Consider the following 18,827-nt stretch of genomic DNA (forward strand, 5'->3'; position numbering starts at 1 on the left):
CGCCGGAACCTAACCGCGACGGCGGTTGCAAACCAGCGCACCCGATAAAAAACCTGTGGATCAAACGATGAAAGAAATGGCGGCGAAGAGCAGACCCGCCGTAATGGCAAGCATACCGCCAAACACAATCGTCTGACGCGTGATTGCCAAATCCAGTGCGGCACGCAAATCGTCCCGGGTCACTCGCAAATCTTCCTTCGTCACCAGATCGGTAATAATCATGTCGCCTCCCGCCCTGACCGGCTCGTTGTTCTTATTATGTTCTCATGAGCCCGCATTCGTGGCAAGCTGAAATCCGGCCCGTCGTGATTCTTTTCTAACACTCCAACATGGCCCTTGAAGCGGCGGCGGCCGCCCTACATAGATGATCCCGACACCGTACCCGTCAGGCCGGCCCGCCGGATGACGCCTCCCCAGAGTTCCTCCGCATGACCCGTGCCTCCCGATCCGCCGCCGCGCCCGACACGCAACACCGCCTGATCCGCGTGATCGGGGCGCGCGAACACAATCTGCGCAATGTCAGCGTCGAGCTGCCGCGCGACCAGCTGATCGTGATTACCGGCCTTTCGGGCTCCGGCAAGTCGTCGCTCGCCTTCGACACGATCTATGCGGAAGGCCAGCGCCGCTATGTCGAGAGCCTGTCGGCCTATGCGCGGCAGTTCCTGGAAATGATGCAGAAGCCGGATGTCGACCAGATCGACGGCCTCTCGCCCGCCATTTCGATCGAGCAGAAGACGACCTCGCGCAATCCGCGCTCGACGGTCGGCACCGTGACCGAGATCTACGACTATATGCGCCTCCTGTGGGCACGCATCGGCGTGCCCTATTCGCCCGCAACCGGGTTGCCTATTGAAAGCCAGACCGTGAGCCAGATGGTCGACCGCGTGACGGCGCTGCCGGAAGGCACGCGGCTTTTCCTGCTGGCGCCGATCGTGCGCGGGCGCAAGGGCGAGTACCGCAAGGAATTCGTCGAATTGCAGAAGAAGGGCTTTCAGCGCGTCAAGCTCGACGGGGCCTTCCACGAGATCGCCGACGTGCCGGAGCTCAACAAGAAGATCAAGCACGACATCGACGTGGTCGTGGACCGCATCGTCGTGCGCCCCGACCTCGGCAACCGGCTCGCCGACAGTTTCGAAATCGCGCTGGGACTCGCCGACGGCATCGCGGTCATCGAGATGGCCGATGCGAAAAAGGGCGAGGCGGCCGAGCGCATCATTTTCTCGTCGCGCTTCGCCTGCCCCGTGTCGGGCTTCACCATCGACGAGATCGAGCCGCGTCTCTTTTCGTTCAACAACCCGTTCGGCGCCTGCCCGGCTTGCGACGGGCTCGGCACGCAATTCTACATGGACCCGGACCTTGTAGTGCCGGACCACGGGCTTTCGCTGAAGAAAGGCGCGATTGCGCCGTGGTCGCGTTCGACCTCGCCCTACTACACGCAAACGCTGATGGCGCTGGCGAAGCAATACAAGTTCTCGATGACGGCGCCCTGGTCGCAACTGCCGGAAGAAGCGCAGAACGTGATCCTTTACGGCTCGGGCGACGAGGTGGTGACGTTTGCCTATGACGACGGCATGCGCTCCTACAAGACGAAGAAGCCTTTCGAGGGCGTGATCCCCAATCTCGAACGTCGCTGGCGCGAAACGGACAGCGCCTGGGCACGCGAGGAAATCGAACGCTTCCAGGGCATCACCGATTGCGACGCCTGCGGCGGCTTCCGCCTGAAGCCGGAGGCACTGTCGGTCAAGATCGCAAAGCTGCATGTCGGCGAAGTGTCGCGAATGTCGATCCGCGAGGCCGACCGCTGGTTCGCCGATCTCGACAAGCATCTGAGCGCAAAACAAAATGAAATTGCCGGCCGCGTGCTGAAGGAAATCCGCGAGCGCCTGCACTTCCTCAACAATGTCGGGCTTGAATATCTGACGCTGTCACGCAATTCCGGCACGCTCTCGGGCGGCGAGAGCCAGCGCATTCGGCTTGCCTCGCAGATCGGCTCGGGCCTGACGGGCGTTCTCTATGTGCTGGACGAACCGTCCATCGGCCTGCACCAGCGCGACAATGACCGCCTGCTCGAAACGCTGAAGCGGCTGCGCGACCTCGGCAACACCGTGATCGTGGTCGAACACGACGAGGACGCGATCCGCACCGCCGATCATGTGGTCGACATGGGACCGGGCGCCGGCATTCACGGCGGCGAGGTGGTGGCCGAAGGCACGGTCGACGACATCATGGCCACACCCGAAAGCCTGACCGGGCAATACCTCACCGGCTTCCGCCAGATCGAGGTGCCGGCCATGCGCCGGCCGGGCAATGGCAAATGGTTGAAGGTGACGGGCGCGAAGGAAAACAACCTCAAGAACGTCACCGCCGAAATTCCACTCGGCGTCTTCACCTGCGTCACCGGCGTCTCGGGCGGCGGCAAATCCACCTTGCTGATCGAGACGATCTACAAGGCCGTCGCGCGTCGCCTCAACAACACGCGCGAGCATCCCGGCGCCTTCGACGAGATTTTCGGCCTCGATCATCTTGACAAGATCATCGACATCGACCAGTCGCCGATCGGCCGCACGCCGCGCTCCAATCCGGCGACCTATACCGGCGCCTTCACCTTCATCCGCGACTGGTTTGCCGAGCTGCCCGAGAGCCGCGCCCGCGGCTACAAGCCTGGCCGCTTTTCGTTCAACGTCAAGGGCGGGCGCTGCGAGGTCTGTCAGGGCGACGGCGTCATCAAGATCGAGATGCACTTCCTGCCCGACGTCTATGTCGAATGCGACAATTGCCACGGCCATCGCTACAACCGCGAAACGCTGGAAGTGAAGTTCAAGGACAAGTCGATCGCCGACGTGCTGGAAATGACCGTCGACGAGGCCGCGACCTTCTTCAAGGCGGTGCCGGCGGTGCGCGACAAGATGGAAGTGTTGCAGCGCGTCGGCCTCGGCTACATCAAGGTCGGACAGCAGGCGACGACGCTGTCGGGCGGCGAGGCGCAGCGCGTCAAGCTCGCCAAGGAACTGTCGAAACGCGCCACCGGCCGCACGATCTACATTCTCGATGAGCCGACGACGGGCCTGCATTTCCACGACGTCGCCAAGCTGCTCGAAGTGCTGCACGAACTGGTCGACAGCGGCAACACGGTGGTGGTGATCGAGCACAATCTCGAAGTCATCAAGACCGCCGACTGGCTGCTCGACCTTGGGCCCGAGGGCGGCGACGGCGGCGGCGAGATCGTGGCGGCGGGTACGCCGGAAGACGTCGCAGCCGAACCGCGCTCCTACACCGGACAGTACCTGAAGGAACTCTTCAAACGCCGGCCGGGCAAAGGGGCCGCGGCGGCAAAGCCCCGCAAGGCCAGTGCCGCCGCAAAGAGCAAGACAAGCGCCCGTAAGGCCGCCCCGAAAGCAAAGCCCACCGCCGCGAAAGGAAAACGGCGCTAGCGCTTGTCGCTTGCGAGCCGAACCGGAACGCTCGTATCGAGGAATGCCAGAATGTGTTTCGCGACTTCCTCCGGCCGCTCTTCATGCGGCAAGAAGGCCGCGCCGCCGATCACCGCAAGGCTCGCCTTGTCCGGCATCCGCGCCACCATTTCCCGGGCGCGCCGCACCGGAAACACGCCGTCCTTCTCGCCCCAGATGAAGAGCATCGGCACGTCGATTTTCGCATGCAGTTCATCGAGACGCGCAACGAGACTGTGATCGACGCCGAGAAGATATTCGAGCAACCCCCGAAAGGCGTGGTCCGAACGCAGCCAGCTCGTCACGAACAGCTTCATGTATTCATCGTCGATCAGTCGATTGTCGACGAAGAAACCGACCCTTCCGAGCCAGCGCCGCATCAGCGGTTTCGAACCGAGCGCTGCCTTGAAGAGCGCGCGTCCAAAGCGCCGCTTGAACATCCATTGCAGTTTCGGCACGACACCGGGCAGGTGTCCAGGCACCTCGGTGTCGATGGCGACAATCTTGTCGACGCGCGCCGCATCCGACACTGCAAGCATCCGCGCGAAAGTGCCGCCCGTGTCGTGACCGACGACCGAGTAGTCCGACAGCTTCATCCTGTCCGCGAATGCCCGCACACGCTCGACATGGCCGTGAAAGGTGAAGTTGGTATGGCGGCTCCAGCCACTTTCTCCCATGCCCGCGGCGTCGAGCGCATAGCAGGTGTAGTGCGGTTCGAGCAGCGGCAGCAGCTTGCGGAAGCTCGCCTTGTGAAAGGGCCAGCCATGCAGCAAAATGAGCGCCGGGCCGCTTCCGGAAACGGTGTAGGCGAGTTCGATGTCTTCGTAAGGGAAGGTCAGGGTTTTCGTCATTTCGCATTCTTTCCGTTTGTGCCAATCCGCAAGGTCGGCTGAGCGACGCAGACGCGCCACTACCCGGAAGGTAAGAAAATCGCCATGAACACCGTCATGCAGGACGAAGGCATATTCGGCGTTCATCTGCGCCGCGCTCGGCTCGCGCAAAAGCTGAGTCAGGAAGGTCTCGCTGAAGTCGCGGGCATCTCGCCGCGTCACATGAGTTTCATCGAAACGGGCCGGTCGCGCCCGAGCCGCGATGTCGTGTTGCGTCTTGGCGATGCGCTGGAACTGTCGGCGAACGAGCGCAATGCGATGTTGCGGCTTGCAGGCTTTGCCCCCGCCTTCGCCCCGGCCGACCTCGCGCAGCCCGAACGAACGCTGGCGCGCGATGCCGTGTCGAAACTGCTCGACGCGCAAGGCGCCATACCGGCCGTCGCATCTGACTCGCTCGGCAACATTCTCGAACTGAACGATGCCGCCTCGCGGTTCTTCAGCATCTCGCGCGACCGGCCGATTGCGGCCGGCGACAACCTGTTCGAGCTTTTCTTTTCGGATGCGACCGCGCGCGCGTCGATCGTCAATTGGCGCGAGGTGGCGCCGGCGTTGCTTCACCATCTGGAACAGGAAGCCCTGATCGCTCCGGATCGCGCCGAGGCCGGCCGCCTCGTTGCGCGCATCAGGCGTCTGGCCGGACCCGAAGTCGTGCCCACCGGCGCCGAACTGCCGATCTTCCGGTTCGAATTCCGGAACGGCGAAAACTTGCTAACTTTTGTGTCCAACTACAGCACGTTCGGCGTGCCCTACGATGCGACGATGCAGTCGATCCGCATCGAATGCTTCTTCCCGGCCGACCGGGAAACGCAGGCCTTCCTCGAAACGTTAACGGCCGGACGTCCGTAGTCTGGATTTTTGTCGTTGGGTGCCGGATCGGCCGTTCCCTGCGCGCATCAATCTGTATATTAAGGGCTGTAAGTCGGGCACCGGGGGATCATGTCTCAGTTAGATCGCCGCGAGTTTCTCAAGCTGTTCACGGCGGGAGCCGGGTGTTTTGCGTTTGCCGCCAGCACCCTGCCCTTTGCGTCGCGGCGCGCCTGGGCCCAATCGGGCGCGGGTCATTATCATTTCCCGCAAGGGCTCGCGTCCGGCGACCCGCAGCCCGACGCCGTGATGTTGTGGACGCGGGTCGAGACCGTCGACCCGGCAGCCGCCGAAATGCGGAGCTGGATCGATCTCTTCGTACAGGTTGCGGAAGATGAGAACTTCGAACGGCTGGTCGCCGAACGTGCGGTGCGCGCCGAGCCGGCCGCCGACCATACGGTGCGCCTGTTTCTTCATGGATTGAAGCCCGACAGCATCTACTACTACCGCTTCTTCGCCGGCAGCGATCGTTCGTCCGAACCGGGACGTACCCGGACGGCGCCAAGGCCCGGCACGAAGCGCGATGTGCGTTTCGCGGCGATTTCGTGCCAGAGCTACGAGCAAGGCTATTTCGGCGCATTGCGCCGTCTGGTCAACGACGACATCACCGCCGCACCCGGCGAACAGATCGACTTCGTGCTGCATCTCGGCGACTTCATCTACGAACGCACAGGCGACGTTCCCGAAGACATGACACCGGCGCGGCTGATCGGCGCGCTGCCGGATGGGTCGGAACCGTGGGAACCGGACGGCACAAGACCGTGGTGGCGCAAAGGCGGCCAAGCCGCCGTGACGCTCGCCGACTACCGTCATCTCTACAAGGCCTACCTGACCGACCCCGACCTGCAAGCGGCGCGGGCGCGGTTTCCGTTCATACAGACATGGGACGATCACGAATTCACCAATGACGGTTGGCAAAGTCACGACACCTATTTCGGCGACGGCGAACCCGCGCAGCGGCGCAAGCTCGCCGCCAACCGGGCATGGTTCGAGTTCATTCCCGCCGTGCTGACGCGCAGCGCATCGCCCAATGGCGTCACCAACCGGGCGCATGATTTCCGGCCGGTGCGCGTGGAGGATGCGCCAATGGGCGCGCCCGACGAAAATTTTCTCTTTCAGGGCGACGACAATCTGAAGGCTTTGTCGAGCCTGACGATCTATCGCACGCTGAAATGGGGTGCGATGCTGGACCTCGTTGTGACCGACCTGCGCAGCTATCGCAGCCCGCCGGTGATGACGGCCGAAATCAAGAAGCTGACCGAGGGCGCGCCGGTGCCGCCGGTCAACCTTGTCAAGACGCTCGACGCCGGCAGGACCGCCAACGACGGTGCGCCGCCCGAAACCATTCGCTATGGCGACAAGGCGTTGCCCAATCCGCGTCGCGACGCACCGCCCGGCACACATATGGGCGCCGAACAACGGGAGTGGTTCAAGGCAACCTTGTCGGCCTCGAAAGCGCAGTGGCGCGTCTGGGCCAATGGCGGACCGGCCCTGCAAATGCGCCTCGACTTCTCGCGCATTCCGTTCGCCGGGCTGCAGGACGGCTATGTCGGCACCGATGCCTGGAACGGATTTCCCGGCGAGCTAAAGGAATTGATGGGTTTCGTGCGCGACGAGGGCATCGGAAATCTCGTTTCGGTCGCCGGCGATTATCACGCCTTCGCCGCAGGACGCCTTCCCGTCGATCCCGATGCGGATGATATGAGGTTTGCCGCCGTCGAGTTCCTGACCACTGCCGTCAGCTCGAACGCGATGTTCACGATGGCCGAACGCGGAACGCGCAATAGCGGATTTTTTCACCGGGCGGTCGTTCTCGACCGCGACGGCGAGAAGTTCGCGAACTGGAACAACACGCTGGTCAACGGGCTGCGGGCGGGCATCCTCGTCAATTATTCGGACTCGGCCTATCTGCGCGACATGGTTGCCAACGAACGCGCCAGCCCCGGCCTCGACTACATGGACTCGGACGGGCACGGCTATTCGCTCGTGACCGTGACCGACGCGGCGGTGAAGGTAGAACAGGTCAATGTCGGCGAGGTGTCGCGCGACGCGGGCCCCGAAGGTGCGGACGTGCTTCGGCGCGCGCGCTTCGCCGTGAAGTCGTGGGGGCCGGGCGAGGAACCGGTCCTGGAAGGGCCGGAATTCGACGGGCCGCCGCCCTTTCCCTGGACCCTCGCCTGACGGCCCCACCGGTTTGACGCGAGGGCCCCAACCGCTAAGCTTCCGTCCCAAGAAAAGACCGGGAGGGACAGGGCATGGGTTTTTCCGAGTATGCGTCTTATGACGGTTTGGGGCTCGCCGATCTGGTGCGCCGGAAAGAGGTCAGTGCGACCGATCTGGCCGAGGAGGCCATCTCCCGCATCGAAAAGCACAATCCGGCGCTGAATGCGGTCGTCACTAAAATCTACGACCGCGGACGCGAAGCGGCCAAGAAGCCGGCCAGCGGTCCTTTCGAGGGCGTACCCTTCCTGCTGAAGGATATTCTGGGCGACCTCGAAGGCGTGCCGACGCAAAACGGCTCGCGTTTCCTGAGCGGCATTCCGGCGCCGCATGACGGGACACTGACCGCGCGTTTCAAACAATCCGGCGTCGTCATCCTCGGCAAGACCAATGTGCCCGAATGCGGACTGTTGCCGACGACGGAATCGGCGCTTTACGGCCCGGCGCGCAATCCCTGGAACACCGACTATTCTACGGGCGGCTCTTCCGGCGGCTCGGCCGCATCGGTCGCGGCCGGCATCGTGCCGATTGCCCATGCCAATGACGGCGGCGGCTCGATCCGCATTCCGGCGGCCTGTTGCGGCCTTGTCGGGCTGAAACCGACGCGGGCGCGCAATCCGCTCGGTCCCGACATGGGCGACATCATGGGCGGGCTGATCCACGAGCACATCGTATCGCGCAGTGTGCGCGACACCGCGACGATGCTCGACTGCACCTCAGGCCCCGAACTCGGCGATCCTTATTTCGCACCGCCCAACGAACGCCCCTTCGCCGAGGAAGTCGGCCGCAAGACGGGCAAGCTGCGCATCGCCTATTCGGTGACCGATACGGCCGGAAAGAAAGTGCATCCCGAATGCGTCAAGGGCATTGAGGAAACGGCAAAGCTGCTGCGCGATCTCGGCCATGAGGTCGAGGAAGCGGCGCCGCCGCTGACCAATGAACTTCTCTCGCAATCCTTCATGGCGCTGTGGGCCGCGGGACTTGCGCTGCAGATCGACGGCTTTTCGATGTTGATCGGCAAGCAGCCCAACGACAACGAGATCGAGGGATTGACCTGGGGGCTCTATCAGGCCGGCAAGCAGGTAACGGCCGTCCAGTATCAGATGGCGATTGCGCAGTTGCAGGGCATGTCGCGCGCCATCGCGCATTTCATGGAACGCTACGATGCGTGGATGACGCCGACGCTCGGTGCGCCGCCGCTGAAGATCGGCACCATCGACATTCACGAACGCGACCCGGTGAAGGCTTTCGCGCCGATCATCGACTATGTGCCCTTTACCGCCATCGAAAATGCGACAGGCCAGCCGGCGATCTCGCTGCCGCTGCACTGGACAGCGGACGGTCTGCCGGTCGGCATCATGTTCGCCGGACGCTTCGGCGACGAGGCCGGCCTGATCCGTCTCGCCGCGCAACTGGAAGAAGCACGACCCTGGAAGGACAAGCATCCGAAAATCTGGAACTGATTTGCGGCAAGGGAGAGAGACAATGGGATTTGCCGAATATGCGGATTATGACGGGCTGGGCCTTGCGGAGCTTGTGACCAAGGGCAAGGTGACGCCACTCGAATTGATCGATGCCGCCATCGAGCGTGCCGAGCGCCACAACCCGACACTCAACGCCATCGTGTTCGAGGCCTATGACGAGGCCCGCGATGTCGCAAAGGGAAAACTGCCCGACGGACCGTTCAAGGGCGTGCCCTTCCTGATCAAGGATCTCGGATCGCCGGTGAAAGGCTGGCGGCGTTCGAGCGGCAGCCGCTTCGTCGCCAATGTCGTCGATGACCATGACAGCACGCTGGTGACGCGTTTCCGCGCCGCCGGCACCGTGCTGTTCGGCAAGACCAACACCCCCGAATACGGCATCACCGGCACCACGGAATCGCGCCTGCTCGGGCCCTGCCGCAACCCCTGGGACCCGAACCGCATTTCGGGCGGCTCATCGGGCGGCGCGGCGTCGGCCGTCGGCGCCGGCATCCTTCCGCTTGCACATGCCTCGGACGGGCTCGGCTCGATCCGCATTCCGGCCGCCTGTTGCGGCCTTGTCGGGATGAAGATCACGCGCGACCGCAACCCGCAAGGCCCGGAAGACTATGACCGCGCCATCGGCTTCAGCGTCGATCATGTGGTGAGCCGGACCGTGCGCGACAGCGCCGCGATGCTCGACGCGACGGGCTATCCCGAGCCCGCCTCGCCCTACGCGCCGCCGCCGAAGGCGCGCCCCTATATGGAGGAGATCACCAAAAGCCCCGGCAAGCTGAAAATCGCCTGGTCGGGCGAGACGCCGAACGGCAAGCCGATCCACCCGGAAATTCAGGCGGCGCTGGAGCGCACGGCCGACGCGCTGGCGAAGCTCGGCCATGACGTCCGCCCGCGCGGGCTGGGCATCGACTACCGCCAGCTTTACCGCGCGCAAGGCGCCGTATCCGGATCGAACTTCGCCGCCGGCATGATGCGACGGATCGAAAAAATGGGCCGTGAACCGGAAGAGCATGAGCTCGAACCGCTGACCTGGGCCGGCTTCCGCAACGGGCAGAAACTCTCAGGTGCGCAGGCCATGTGGGGCTGGCAGCAGCTTCGGCTGATGAACCGGCAGATCCTCGGCGTCTTCGAGGAAGTCGACGTTTATCTCTGTCCGGTGCTTGGCCAGTTGCAGCCCGAGATCGGCCATCTCGGACCCGATCAGGAGGCACGCGAACTCAACAAGCGGCAGGGCCAGGTTTTCCCCTTCACCCCGCCTTTCAACTTCACCGGCCAGCCTTCGCTGTCGCTGCCGCTCTGGGAATCCGAAAACGGCCTGCCCATCGGCATGATGTTCACCGGCCGCTACGCCGACGAGGCGACCCTCTTCCGCCTCGCCGCGCAACTGGAGAAAGAACTCCCTTGGACGAACCGCAAACCGAAGGTATGGAACTGACGCGGCCGGGGTGCTATCTCCTGCCCCATGAGCGATAGCGTCAAACCCGTCCACGTGATCGGCGCCGGCATGGCCGGTTCCGAGGCCGCATGGCAGCTCGTCTCGGCGGGCGTTCCCGTGGTGCTGCACGAGATGCGGCCCCACGTGAAGACAGATGCCCACCACACGGACGGCTTCGCCGAGCTTGTCTGCTCCAACTCCTTCCGCTCCGACGACCACGAATTGAACGCCGTCGGATTGCTGCATGAGGAGATGCGGCGCGCTGGATCGCTGCTGATGGAAGCCGCCATCGTGGCGCGCGTGCCTGCGGGCGGCGCGCTCGCCGTCGATCGCGACATATTCTCGGACTATGTGACGGACAAGCTGACGGCGCATCCGCTGGTGACCGTCGAGCGCGGCGAGATCGACGGGTTGCCGCCAGTCGATTGGGACAGCGTGATCGTCGCCACGGGGCCGCTGACTTCGGACGCGCTCGGCAAGGCCATCGCCGAACTGACCGGCGCGGACGAGCTTGCCTTCTTCGACGCCATCGCACCGATCGTCCACCGCGACTCGATCGACATGTCGGTTTGCTGGTACCAGTCGCGCTACGACAAGGAAAGCGCCGGCGTGACCGGCGAAGGCGGCGCGGGCAAGGACTACATCAACTGCCCGCTGACGCGCGAACAATACACCGCTTTCGTCGATGCGCTGCTGACGGGCGGCAAAACCGAATTCAAGGAATGGGAAAAGACGACGCCCTATTTCGATGGGTGCCTGCCGATCGAGGTGATGGCGGAGCGCGGGCCCGAAACGTTGCGCTTCGGACCGATGAAACCGGTCGGGCTGACCAATCCGCACAAGCCGGACGAAAAGCCCTACGCCGTCATCCAGCTCCGCCAGGACAACAAGCTCGGCACGCTCTACAACATGGTCGGCTTCCAGACCAAGCTGAAGCATGGCGAGCAGACACGCATCTTCCGCACGATACCCGGACTTGAAGGCGCCGAATTCGCCCGGCTGGGCGGCCTGCACCGCAACACATTCCTCAACAGCCCGAAGCTGCTCGACGCCACGATGCGGCTGGCGAAGGAGCCGCGTCTGCGTTTTGCCGGACAGATCACCGGCGTCGAAGGTTATGTCGAAAGCGGCGCGATGGGCATTCTCGCCGGCCGTTTCGCCGCCACCGAACGTCTCGGCGGCATGGTCAGCCCGCCGCCGCGCACGACGGCGCTGGGCGCCTTGCTGGCGCATATCACCGGTGATGCCGATGCGGCGACCTTCCAGCCGATGAACATCAATTTCGGTCTCTTTCCGCCGCCTGAAGTGCCGCTCGACGAAAACGGCAAGCGCCCGCGCGGCAAGGCCAAGGCGCCGGCGCGCAAACGCGCCTATACCTCGCGTGCGCTGCACGATCTTGAGGGCTGGCTCAAACCGAAGGCACAAGCGGCCGAATAGTCAGACGCGTCCGGTAATTTTCGCGCGCAGCAGCCGCAACTGACGCCGGAACGCGGGTACGTCACTCGACCGATGAAACGGATCGAAGCCCGGCGCCGTCATCAAATCGAGATAACGCTCGCACAGAACCACAGACAGAAGCGCCGGCAATGCGGCGCGCGGCAGCGGCTCGCGCCGGGCATTGGCGAGCAATGTCCGCGCCCGGTCCGCGACATCGCACATGACGCCGCGCAGGCCCTCCGTCATCCGCCCCGTCAGAACCGTATGCGGATCGACGTCGTGAAAACGCAACAGGTTGGCCGGCATGAAGAGCCGTCCTTGCGAGGCGTGAAGCGGCAAGGCACGGAGCAGCCCGGTGAGCGCATAGGCGATGCCGGCGTTGCGAACGGCGCTTTCGGGCACTGACACGCCGAGCGCCCCGGCGGCCAGACGCATGATCGCCGCCGAAGTTGCGTCGGCATAGGATTCGAGCGCCGGAAGATCGGCAAAGGGTTCTTCCGACAGATCGCGCTCCCGCGCGTCGATCAACGCCAGAAGTCCATCACGTGAAATATCCGTCGCAGCCAGCGCTTCGGCAACCGCATGACCGCGCGTCTCGCCCCGGTCGAGGCCCTCGACGGTTTCGCGCCACCATTGCAGCCTAATCTGCCCCATCATCGGTTCGCTGACCGCTTCGGGAATGCGCGCGATCTCGATGTTGAACGCATAAAGCGCGAGCAGCGCGTCGCGCGCCGGCGCAGGCGCCAGCAACACCGTCAGAAAACGGTCATGGTCGTGCCGCCGGACGTCTTCGAAACAGGCTGCGAATGCCGTTTCCGTCTGCGTCATGCCTCATCCTCAAAGAAAACGGGGCCGCCATTGTGGCAGCCCCGTCCTTGTTCGTCTGTACCTGCCCGATCAGTATATGTTCTGCGCCGAAACCATCGCGAAAAGCATCGGGATCGAGAGCACCGTATTGGTGCGCGAGAAGAGCATCGCGGTGCGCGCCGCCGCCGGCTTCGCCTCGGCCGGACCGTCGACGATCCCGAGCGCGATCTTCTGGTTCGGCCAGATCACGAACCAGACGTTGAACCACATGATCGTGCCGAGCCACATGCCGATGCCGATGGCAATATTCTTCGGCACCATGAACCCGGACATCGCGCCAAGCGTGTAGGCGTCGAGCAGATAGCCGTTCATATGGGCGACGATGATGCCGGTGACGATGGTCGCCATCGCGCCCCAGCGGAACCAGAACAGCGCTTCTGGCGCGATCACTTTGCTGACGGCCGGCTTCTGATCGTCGGGGATCTTCGGCATGGACGGGATTTGCACGAAATTGAAATACCAGAGCAGGCCGATCCACATCACGCCGCTGATCACATGCAGCCAGCGGAAGAAAAACGCCCAGAAGGCGTAATCGCCGAGCGACCCGCCACCGTTGAGATAGAGCAGCACCAGGATCGCCGCCAGCACGAAGCCGGCGATCACCGTGTTGCGGAGCGATGTGAGAATGGCAGCCATGATGGTCCTCCCCGTCTGATTGCCCGGCGCCGCCTCCGGCCTCTGCCTCGTGGAAGGCGTCCGGATCGGATGCCGAAACCGGCTCGACTCAATGTCGCGATACTGGCATGAAAACTAGGAGTTTCCGTGTCAAAAGCCAAGCCCGCGAGAAACCACAATCAGGCTACGGCGATCAGCGCAGCGGCAACGCGGCGATTTTCGGCAAGCATCATGTTGTAGGTCCGGCAGGCCGCCGCGGTCGCCATCAGATCCGGGAAAAGCCCCTGCGATTCGAGATGCTTTTGCACCTGAGCCGGCAATCGCGCAAAGGCTTCGCCGGAACCGACAAGCAGAAAGTCGAATGTGCCGGCGGCATCTGTCAGAACGGCAAGAGATGCCACCGTGACATCGCCGATCGCGGCAACGGACCAGGGATGCAGGCCTTGCGGCGTGACGATAATCGAACCTTCGAAACGTTGTCCTTCGAGGCGAAAGCCGCCGTCTCCATAGGCATCGACCGGCGGTTGTCCCGAAAAGCGTGGCTTCATGCCCGATGGGCCACCGCTCACGCCTTTGCCCCGGACTTTCCCTCCGCCGTCTTGCCGGTCGTGTTGCCCGACCAGTCGCGCGACACGCCGACCGCCAGAATGACCGGAGCGGCGATGAAGATCGACGAGTAGGTGCCAACCAGGATGCCGAAAATCATCGCGAAGGTGAAGCCGCGCAACACCTCGCCGCCGAAGACAAAAAGAGCCAGCAGCGCAAGCAATGTCGTGCCCGAGGTGATGACCGTGCGCGACAAGGTCTGATTGATCGACAGGTCGACCAGCTCGGCAAGATCCATCTTCTTGTATTTGCGCAAGTTCTCCCGGACACGATCATAAACGATGACAGTGTCGTTCATCGAATAGCCGACAATGGTCAGGATGGCGGCAATCATCTGCAGATTGAATTCGATCTGCAGGATGCAAAGAATTCCAATGGTCGCAAATACGTCGTGAACCAGCGAGACGATCGCGCCGAGACTGAACTGCCACTCGAAGCGGAACCAGATGTAGATAAGCATCAGCGCCATCGCGAGCACGACGGCGATGATGCCGCTGCGGACGAGCTCGCCGCTGACCTGCGGACCCACCACTTCGACGCGCCGGTATTCGACCACCACATCGTCGAGTGCCGCGCGCACGGCATTGACGACTTCCTGCGACGCCGCCTCCCCGCCTTCGGCTGGCGACGGTATGCGGATCAAGACGTCGTCGGCCTGACCGAACTCCTGAATCTGGACCTCACCAAGTCCAAGGCCGCCCATCGTCGCGCGCAACTGCGTGAGATCCGCCGGCCCGTCGGTGGCGATCTCGATCATGATGCCGCCCTTGAAGTCGATGCCGAAATTGAGACCCCGCGCGAAGAAAAGCGCCACCGACGCCGCAATGACCAACAGTGAAAACGCCACCGCGATCTGACGGAATTTTACGAACGGTATATGCGTGTCGTCCGAAATCAGCTTGAGATGTCGCATGTTTCTGGCTCCGTCCCGGCGGTCACAGATAAATCGTCTTCGGCCGCCGGCGGCGTATCCAGACCGAAAGCATCAAGCGGTTGACGGTGTAGGCGGTAAAGACCGAAGTGATGATGCCGACGCCAAGCGTCACCGCAAAGCCGCGCACCGGCCCCGACCCCATCTGAAACAGGATCGCCGCGGAAATCAGCGTCGTGATGTTGGCATCGAGAATGGACGACAGCGCCTTGTTGTAACCCGCCTCGATCGCCGGAACCGGGCTTTTGCCTGAAGCGAGTTCCTCGCGTATGCGCTCGTAAATCAGCACATTGGCATCGACCGCCATGCCGATGGTCAGGACGATACCGGCAATCCCCGGCAATGTGAGCGTCGCCTGCAGGACCGACAGAACGGCGAAGATCATCGCCATGTTGAGGGTCAAGGCCACCACGGCCAAAACGCCGAAGAATCCGTAGCTCGCGATCATGAAGGCGACAACCGCGACACCGCCGATCACCGCCGCGATCTCACCGGCCGCAATCGAGTCAGCGCCGAGCCCCGGACCCACCGTCCGCTCCTCAAGCACATTGAGCGGCGCCGGCAAAGCGCCAGCGCGCAACAGGATCGCCAGATCGTTGGCCGCCTGCACCGTGAAGTTGCCGCTGATCTGCCCCGAGCCGCCCATGATCGGTTCGCGGATCACCGGTGCGCTGATCACCTTGTCGTCGAGAACGATGGCGAAAGGGCGCCCCACGCTGTTGCGCGTCACTTCACCGAATTGCCGCCCGCCCGTCGAGTCGAAGCGGAAATTGACGACCGGCGCACCCGATTGCTGATCGAAGGCCGGCTGCGCATCGACCAGCCGGTCGCCGCCGACCATGATCCGTCGCTCGACCAGCACCGGTACGTTCGGTGCCTCGGCCATGAACAGGATTTCGGTGCCCGTCGGCACGGTTCGCGTCGCCAGCGCCTGTTCGCCGGACATGGCGTTGCTGACCAGCCGGAAGTTCATTTTCGCCGTCTGGCCGAGAAGTTGCTTCAATCGTTGTGGATCGTCGAGGCCGGGCACCTGCACCAGAATGCGACTCGCGCCTTGTTGCTGAATAACCGGCTCCGTGGTGCCGAGTTCATCGATGCGGCGGCGGACAATTTCGATGGATTGCTGAACGGCCGACTGCGTGCGCGCGACAATCGCGGGCTCCGTCAGCACCACCGTGATGTTCTGGCCGTTGACGCTGACCGCGATATCGCGCTCGGGCACGGCCGAGAACACATTGCCAGCAACCGTCGTGCCGACGCCCTCAATCGCCCCGCGTGCCTTTTGAACGTCGTCCGGCTGGGTGATGCGAACCGTCACCTCTGAATTGCGAATGCCGAGGCCGGTATAGAGGACCCGCTCGCTGCGAAGCGCCGCGCGCACGTCGTTGACCAGCGATTGCAGGCGGTCCTGGATCAGCGAACTCGTATCGACCTCGAGCAGCATGTAGGAGCCGCCCCGAAGATCGAGACCGAGATTGATCTGCTGGTTCGGCAGCCAGCCCGGAATGCCTTCAAGCGAATCCCGGGGTACGAAATTAGGCGCCGAATAGGCCAGCCCCGCCACGCACAGCAAGACGATCAGCGTTATTTTCCAGCGTTCGAAATGCAGCATGTCGGCATGTCCCCCCTTGTCGGGCGGCTCCCGCTAAGGGTGTCAGGAAGGGGTATTGGCGTTGGCGGGCACAGGTTCCGACTTCGAGCGCACATCCGTCAGCGTGGTCTTGACCACGCGTACCCGGACGCCATCGGCGATTTCGACCTGAGCCTCGGTGTCCTCAACCTTGACGACCTTGCCGATGAGCCCCCCCGCCGTCACCACAACATCGCCGCGGCGGACATTGGCGACCATCTCGCGATGCAGCCTCATGCGCTTCTGCTGGGGGCGCAGGATGAGGAAATACATGATCGCGAACAGCGCGATAAACGGGAAGAGCGAGATCAAGAATTCCGAAGTACCGCCGCCACCCATCGATTTCTCCTGTTTCGACTGTCATGCCTGCGGCGGGCCGGGCCGGCCTGCGCTGGATTGCGGCGGACTATAGCCGCCGTCAGGGCATTTGCAAACCGTCGCCCGGGGCGTCCCGCGCCTCGCCTAAGCTCCGGCAAGGACAGGGATTTTCGCGCAAGGTCCGAGGTGCTAGGGTCCGCATCCCCTGCTCCCATTGGACCGTTCTCCGGCAAGCCCATATGACCGACAAATCCAGCACAGAAACCCTGCTCGGCCGCATCGCCGATGCGCTCGAACGGATCGCGCCGCCGCGGGCCGACGAGGCGGATTTCAGCGTTGCCGACGCCTATGTCTGGAATGCCGACGCCGAGATGCCCGAGCCGGTCGCCGAGGTCGCACGGGTCGACCTGCCGCTGCTGAAAGGCATCGACAGGGTGCGCGACATACTGCTCGACAATACGCGCCGTTTCGCGCGCGGCCTGCCCGCCAACAATGCGCTGCTCTGGGGCGCGCGCGGCATGGGCAAGAGCTCGCTCGTCAAGGCGGCGCATGCGGCCATCAACGAAGAAACGCCGCGCAGCCTGATCCTGATCGAGATTCATCGCGAGGACATCGAAAGCCTGCCGCGCCTGATGTCGCTTCTGCGCGGACAAACCCGTCCCGCCATCGTCTTTTGCGACGACCTGTCTTTCGATCACGACGACACCAGCTACAAGTCGCTGAAGGCGGTGCTCGAAGGCGGCATCGAGGGCCGGCCGCGCAACGTGATCTTCTACGCGACATCGAACCGCCGCCACCTGATGCCCCGCGACATGGTGGAGAACGAGCGTTCGACGGCGATCAATCCATCCGAAGCGGTCGAGGAAAAGGTCTCGCTCTCGGATCGTTTCGGCCTCTGGCTCGGCTTCCATAATTGCAGCCAGGCCGAATTCCTCGGCATGGTCGAAGCCTATGCCGCGCATTATGGCTTGGAGGTCGAGCAGGAGCGCCTGCATGCCGAAGCGATCGAATGGGCGGCGACGCGTGGCGCGCGTTCGGGCCGCGTGGCATGGCAGTTCATTCAGGATCTCGCCGGCCGCCTCGGCCAGCAGCTCGGCTAACGTCCGATCACCGTCATCGGATCGAGCGCCTTGGCACCCCGGCGAACCTCGAAGTGGACTTGCGGCGTCACGACACTGCCGGAATTGCCGGCCTGCGCGATGGTCTGGCCGCGCAGGATCGTATCGCCGCGCTGCACCAGCAACTTGCTGTTATGTGCATAGGCGGTGATCAGATCGCCCTCGTGGCGGATCAGCAGCAGGTTGCCATAACCCTTCAATTCATTGCCCGCATAGGCAACGACACCGTTTTGCGCAGCCTTGACGGGCGCGCCCATCTCGGCGGCTATGTTGATGCCGTCATTGTGCAGCCCGTTGGCTTTGGGACCGTATGACGACAGGATCTTCCCCTCGACCGGCCAGACGAAGCCGCCGGTTGCGGCTGGCGTTGCAGGCAGCGGCGTTTTCGGCACGCTCGGCGTCGTGCTCGCCGGCTGCACCGCGGCGGTCGCGGTCCCTGCAACGGGCCGTGCCATCGGCACCGGGCCGCCCGCCACATCGCGCGTCATGGCGGCGGGTTGCGGTGCTGTCCCGCGTCCGGGAAGCTGCAAACGTTCGCCGACCTTGATCGTGTAAGGCGCCTGAATGCGATTGAGGCTGGTCAGCGACGCCATGTCGACGTTGTGCTGCCGGGAAATGCTGTAGACGGTGTCGCCGGACTGGACGATGTGAAAGCGCCCGGCCGGGATTGTCAGCCGCTGCCCGACCTCGATCGTATAAGGCGCGTTCAGCCTGTTGGCGTCGATGATCGAACGCAGCGGCACGTCATGCGCCCGCGCGATGGAGTGCACCGTGTCGCCGCGCCGGACGACATAGGTGCCGCCGGGCGCCACCATCGGCGCGGGCCGGGCCAGCGGCGCACGCGGGCTGCCGGCTGCGGACGGCCCGCCGTCCCACCACGGGCGCTCGCTGCTGCCGCAGGCGGCGGCGAGCAGCATCGACGCGAGCGCGCCGGCGAACTTCGCCACCCTCATCCCGTGTCCGCGCCGC

At 63.7% G+C, this 18,827-nt stretch carries 16 protein-coding genes; 7 read left to right on the forward strand and 9 right to left on the reverse strand.

The window, feature by feature from the left end; genetic code table 11:
- Positions 1 to 60: 60 nt before the first annotated feature.
- Complete coding sequence (locus tag KF719_RS00830) at positions 61 to 222, reverse strand: hypothetical protein (RefSeq protein WP_293506283.1); 162 nt, start codon at positions 220 to 222, stop codon at positions 61 to 63.
- A gap of 206 nt (positions 223 to 428) precedes the next feature.
- Between KF719_RS00830 and uvrA the strand changes: the two genes are divergently transcribed.
- Complete coding sequence (gene uvrA / locus KF719_RS00835; RefSeq protein WP_293506285.1) at positions 429 to 3,431, forward strand: excinuclease ABC subunit UvrA; 3,003 nt, start codon at positions 429 to 431, stop codon at positions 3,429 to 3,431.
- Here the strand turns inward: uvrA and KF719_RS00840 are convergent.
- Positions 3,428 to 4,300 carry an alpha/beta hydrolase gene (locus KF719_RS00840; RefSeq protein ID WP_293506287.1) on the reverse strand — a complete coding sequence of 291 codons (873 nt, stop codon included), beginning with the start codon at positions 4,298 to 4,300 and terminating at the stop codon, positions 3,428 to 3,430. The genes uvrA and KF719_RS00840 overlap by 4 nt on opposite strands.
- Positions 4,301 to 4,384: 84 nt before the next feature.
- Here KF719_RS00840 and KF719_RS00845 point away from each other — a divergent pair, with 84 nt between their 5' ends.
- From KF719_RS00845 to trmFO, 5 genes are all read left to right on the forward strand, one after another.
- Complete coding sequence (locus KF719_RS00845; RefSeq protein ID WP_293506289.1) at positions 4,385 to 5,185, forward strand: helix-turn-helix transcriptional regulator; 801 nt, start codon at positions 4,385 to 4,387, stop codon at positions 5,183 to 5,185.
- Between the two features lie 90 nt (positions 5,186 to 5,275).
- The gene (locus KF719_RS00850; protein ID WP_293506290.1) at positions 5,276 to 7,384 is read left to right on the forward strand and encodes an alkaline phosphatase D family protein; all 2,109 of its coding nucleotides are present in this window, start codon (positions 5,276 to 5,278) and stop codon (positions 7,382 to 7,384) included.
- A 74-nt stretch (positions 7,385 to 7,458) separates the two neighbouring features.
- The gene (locus KF719_RS00855; protein WP_293506291.1) at positions 7,459 to 8,886 is read left to right on the forward strand and encodes an amidase; all 1,428 of its coding nucleotides are present in this window, start codon (positions 7,459 to 7,461) and stop codon (positions 8,884 to 8,886) included.
- A gap of 22 nt (positions 8,887 to 8,908) precedes the next feature.
- Positions 8,909 to 10,336, forward strand: coding sequence for an amidase (locus tag KF719_RS00860; protein WP_293506292.1), 1,428 nt, complete (start codon positions 8,909 to 8,911; stop codon positions 10,334 to 10,336).
- Positions 10,337 to 10,363: 27 nt separating this feature from the next.
- Positions 10,364 to 11,773 carry a methylenetetrahydrofolate--tRNA-(uracil(54)-C(5))-methyltransferase (FADH(2)-oxidizing) TrmFO gene (gene trmFO, locus KF719_RS00865; RefSeq protein WP_293506294.1) on the forward strand — a complete coding sequence of 470 codons (1,410 nt, stop codon included), beginning with the start codon at positions 10,364 to 10,366 and terminating at the stop codon, positions 11,771 to 11,773.
- Here the strand turns inward: trmFO and KF719_RS00870 are convergent, their stop codons facing one another.
- The 6 genes from KF719_RS00870 to yajC form a co-directional block, all read right to left on the reverse strand.
- Complete coding sequence (locus KF719_RS00870; RefSeq protein WP_293506296.1) at positions 11,774 to 12,601, reverse strand: phytoene/squalene synthase family protein; 828 nt, start codon at positions 12,599 to 12,601, stop codon at positions 11,774 to 11,776.
- A 69-nt stretch (positions 12,602 to 12,670) separates the two neighbouring features.
- The gene (locus tag KF719_RS00875; RefSeq protein WP_293506297.1) at positions 12,671 to 13,276 is read right to left on the reverse strand and encodes a urate hydroxylase PuuD; all 606 of its coding nucleotides are present in this window, start codon (positions 13,274 to 13,276) and stop codon (positions 12,671 to 12,673) included.
- 158 nt (positions 13,277 to 13,434) lie between these two features.
- On the reverse strand, positions 13,435 to 13,824 hold the full coding sequence (locus KF719_RS00880; RefSeq protein WP_293506299.1) for an Mth938-like domain-containing protein: 390 nt from the start codon (positions 13,822 to 13,824) through the stop codon (positions 13,435 to 13,437).
- Complete coding sequence (gene secF, locus KF719_RS00885; protein WP_293506301.1) at positions 13,821 to 14,774, reverse strand: protein translocase subunit SecF; 954 nt, start codon at positions 14,772 to 14,774, stop codon at positions 13,821 to 13,823. The genes KF719_RS00880 and secF overlap by 4 nt, the downstream gene beginning before the upstream one ends.
- Positions 14,775 to 14,796: 22 nt before the next feature.
- Positions 14,797 to 16,404 carry a protein translocase subunit SecD gene (secD, locus tag KF719_RS00890; protein WP_293506303.1) on the reverse strand — a complete coding sequence of 536 codons (1,608 nt, stop codon included), beginning with the start codon at positions 16,402 to 16,404 and terminating at the stop codon, positions 14,797 to 14,799.
- Positions 16,405 to 16,446: 42 nt separating this feature from the next.
- Positions 16,447 to 16,761: a preprotein translocase subunit YajC gene (yajC, locus tag KF719_RS00895; protein ID WP_293506305.1), complete on the reverse strand. Its 315-nt coding sequence runs from the start codon at positions 16,759 to 16,761 to the stop codon at positions 16,447 to 16,449.
- A 218-nt stretch (positions 16,762 to 16,979) separates the two neighbouring features.
- Here yajC and KF719_RS00900 point away from each other — a divergent pair, with 218 nt between their 5' ends.
- Positions 16,980 to 17,840 carry an ATP-binding protein gene (locus KF719_RS00900; RefSeq protein ID WP_293506307.1) on the forward strand — a complete coding sequence of 287 codons (861 nt, stop codon included), beginning with the start codon at positions 16,980 to 16,982 and terminating at the stop codon, positions 17,838 to 17,840.
- Here KF719_RS00900 and KF719_RS00905 read toward each other — a convergent pair.
- Complete coding sequence (locus KF719_RS00905) at positions 17,837 to 18,811, reverse strand: M23 family metallopeptidase (RefSeq protein WP_293506309.1); 975 nt, start codon at positions 18,809 to 18,811, stop codon at positions 17,837 to 17,839. The genes KF719_RS00900 and KF719_RS00905 overlap by 4 nt on opposite strands.
- Positions 18,812 to 18,827 lie beyond the last annotated feature (16 nt).

Source organism: Parvibaculum sp. (assembly GCF_019635935.1).
Classification (GTDB): Bacteria; Pseudomonadota; Alphaproteobacteria; order Parvibaculales; family Parvibaculaceae; genus Parvibaculum.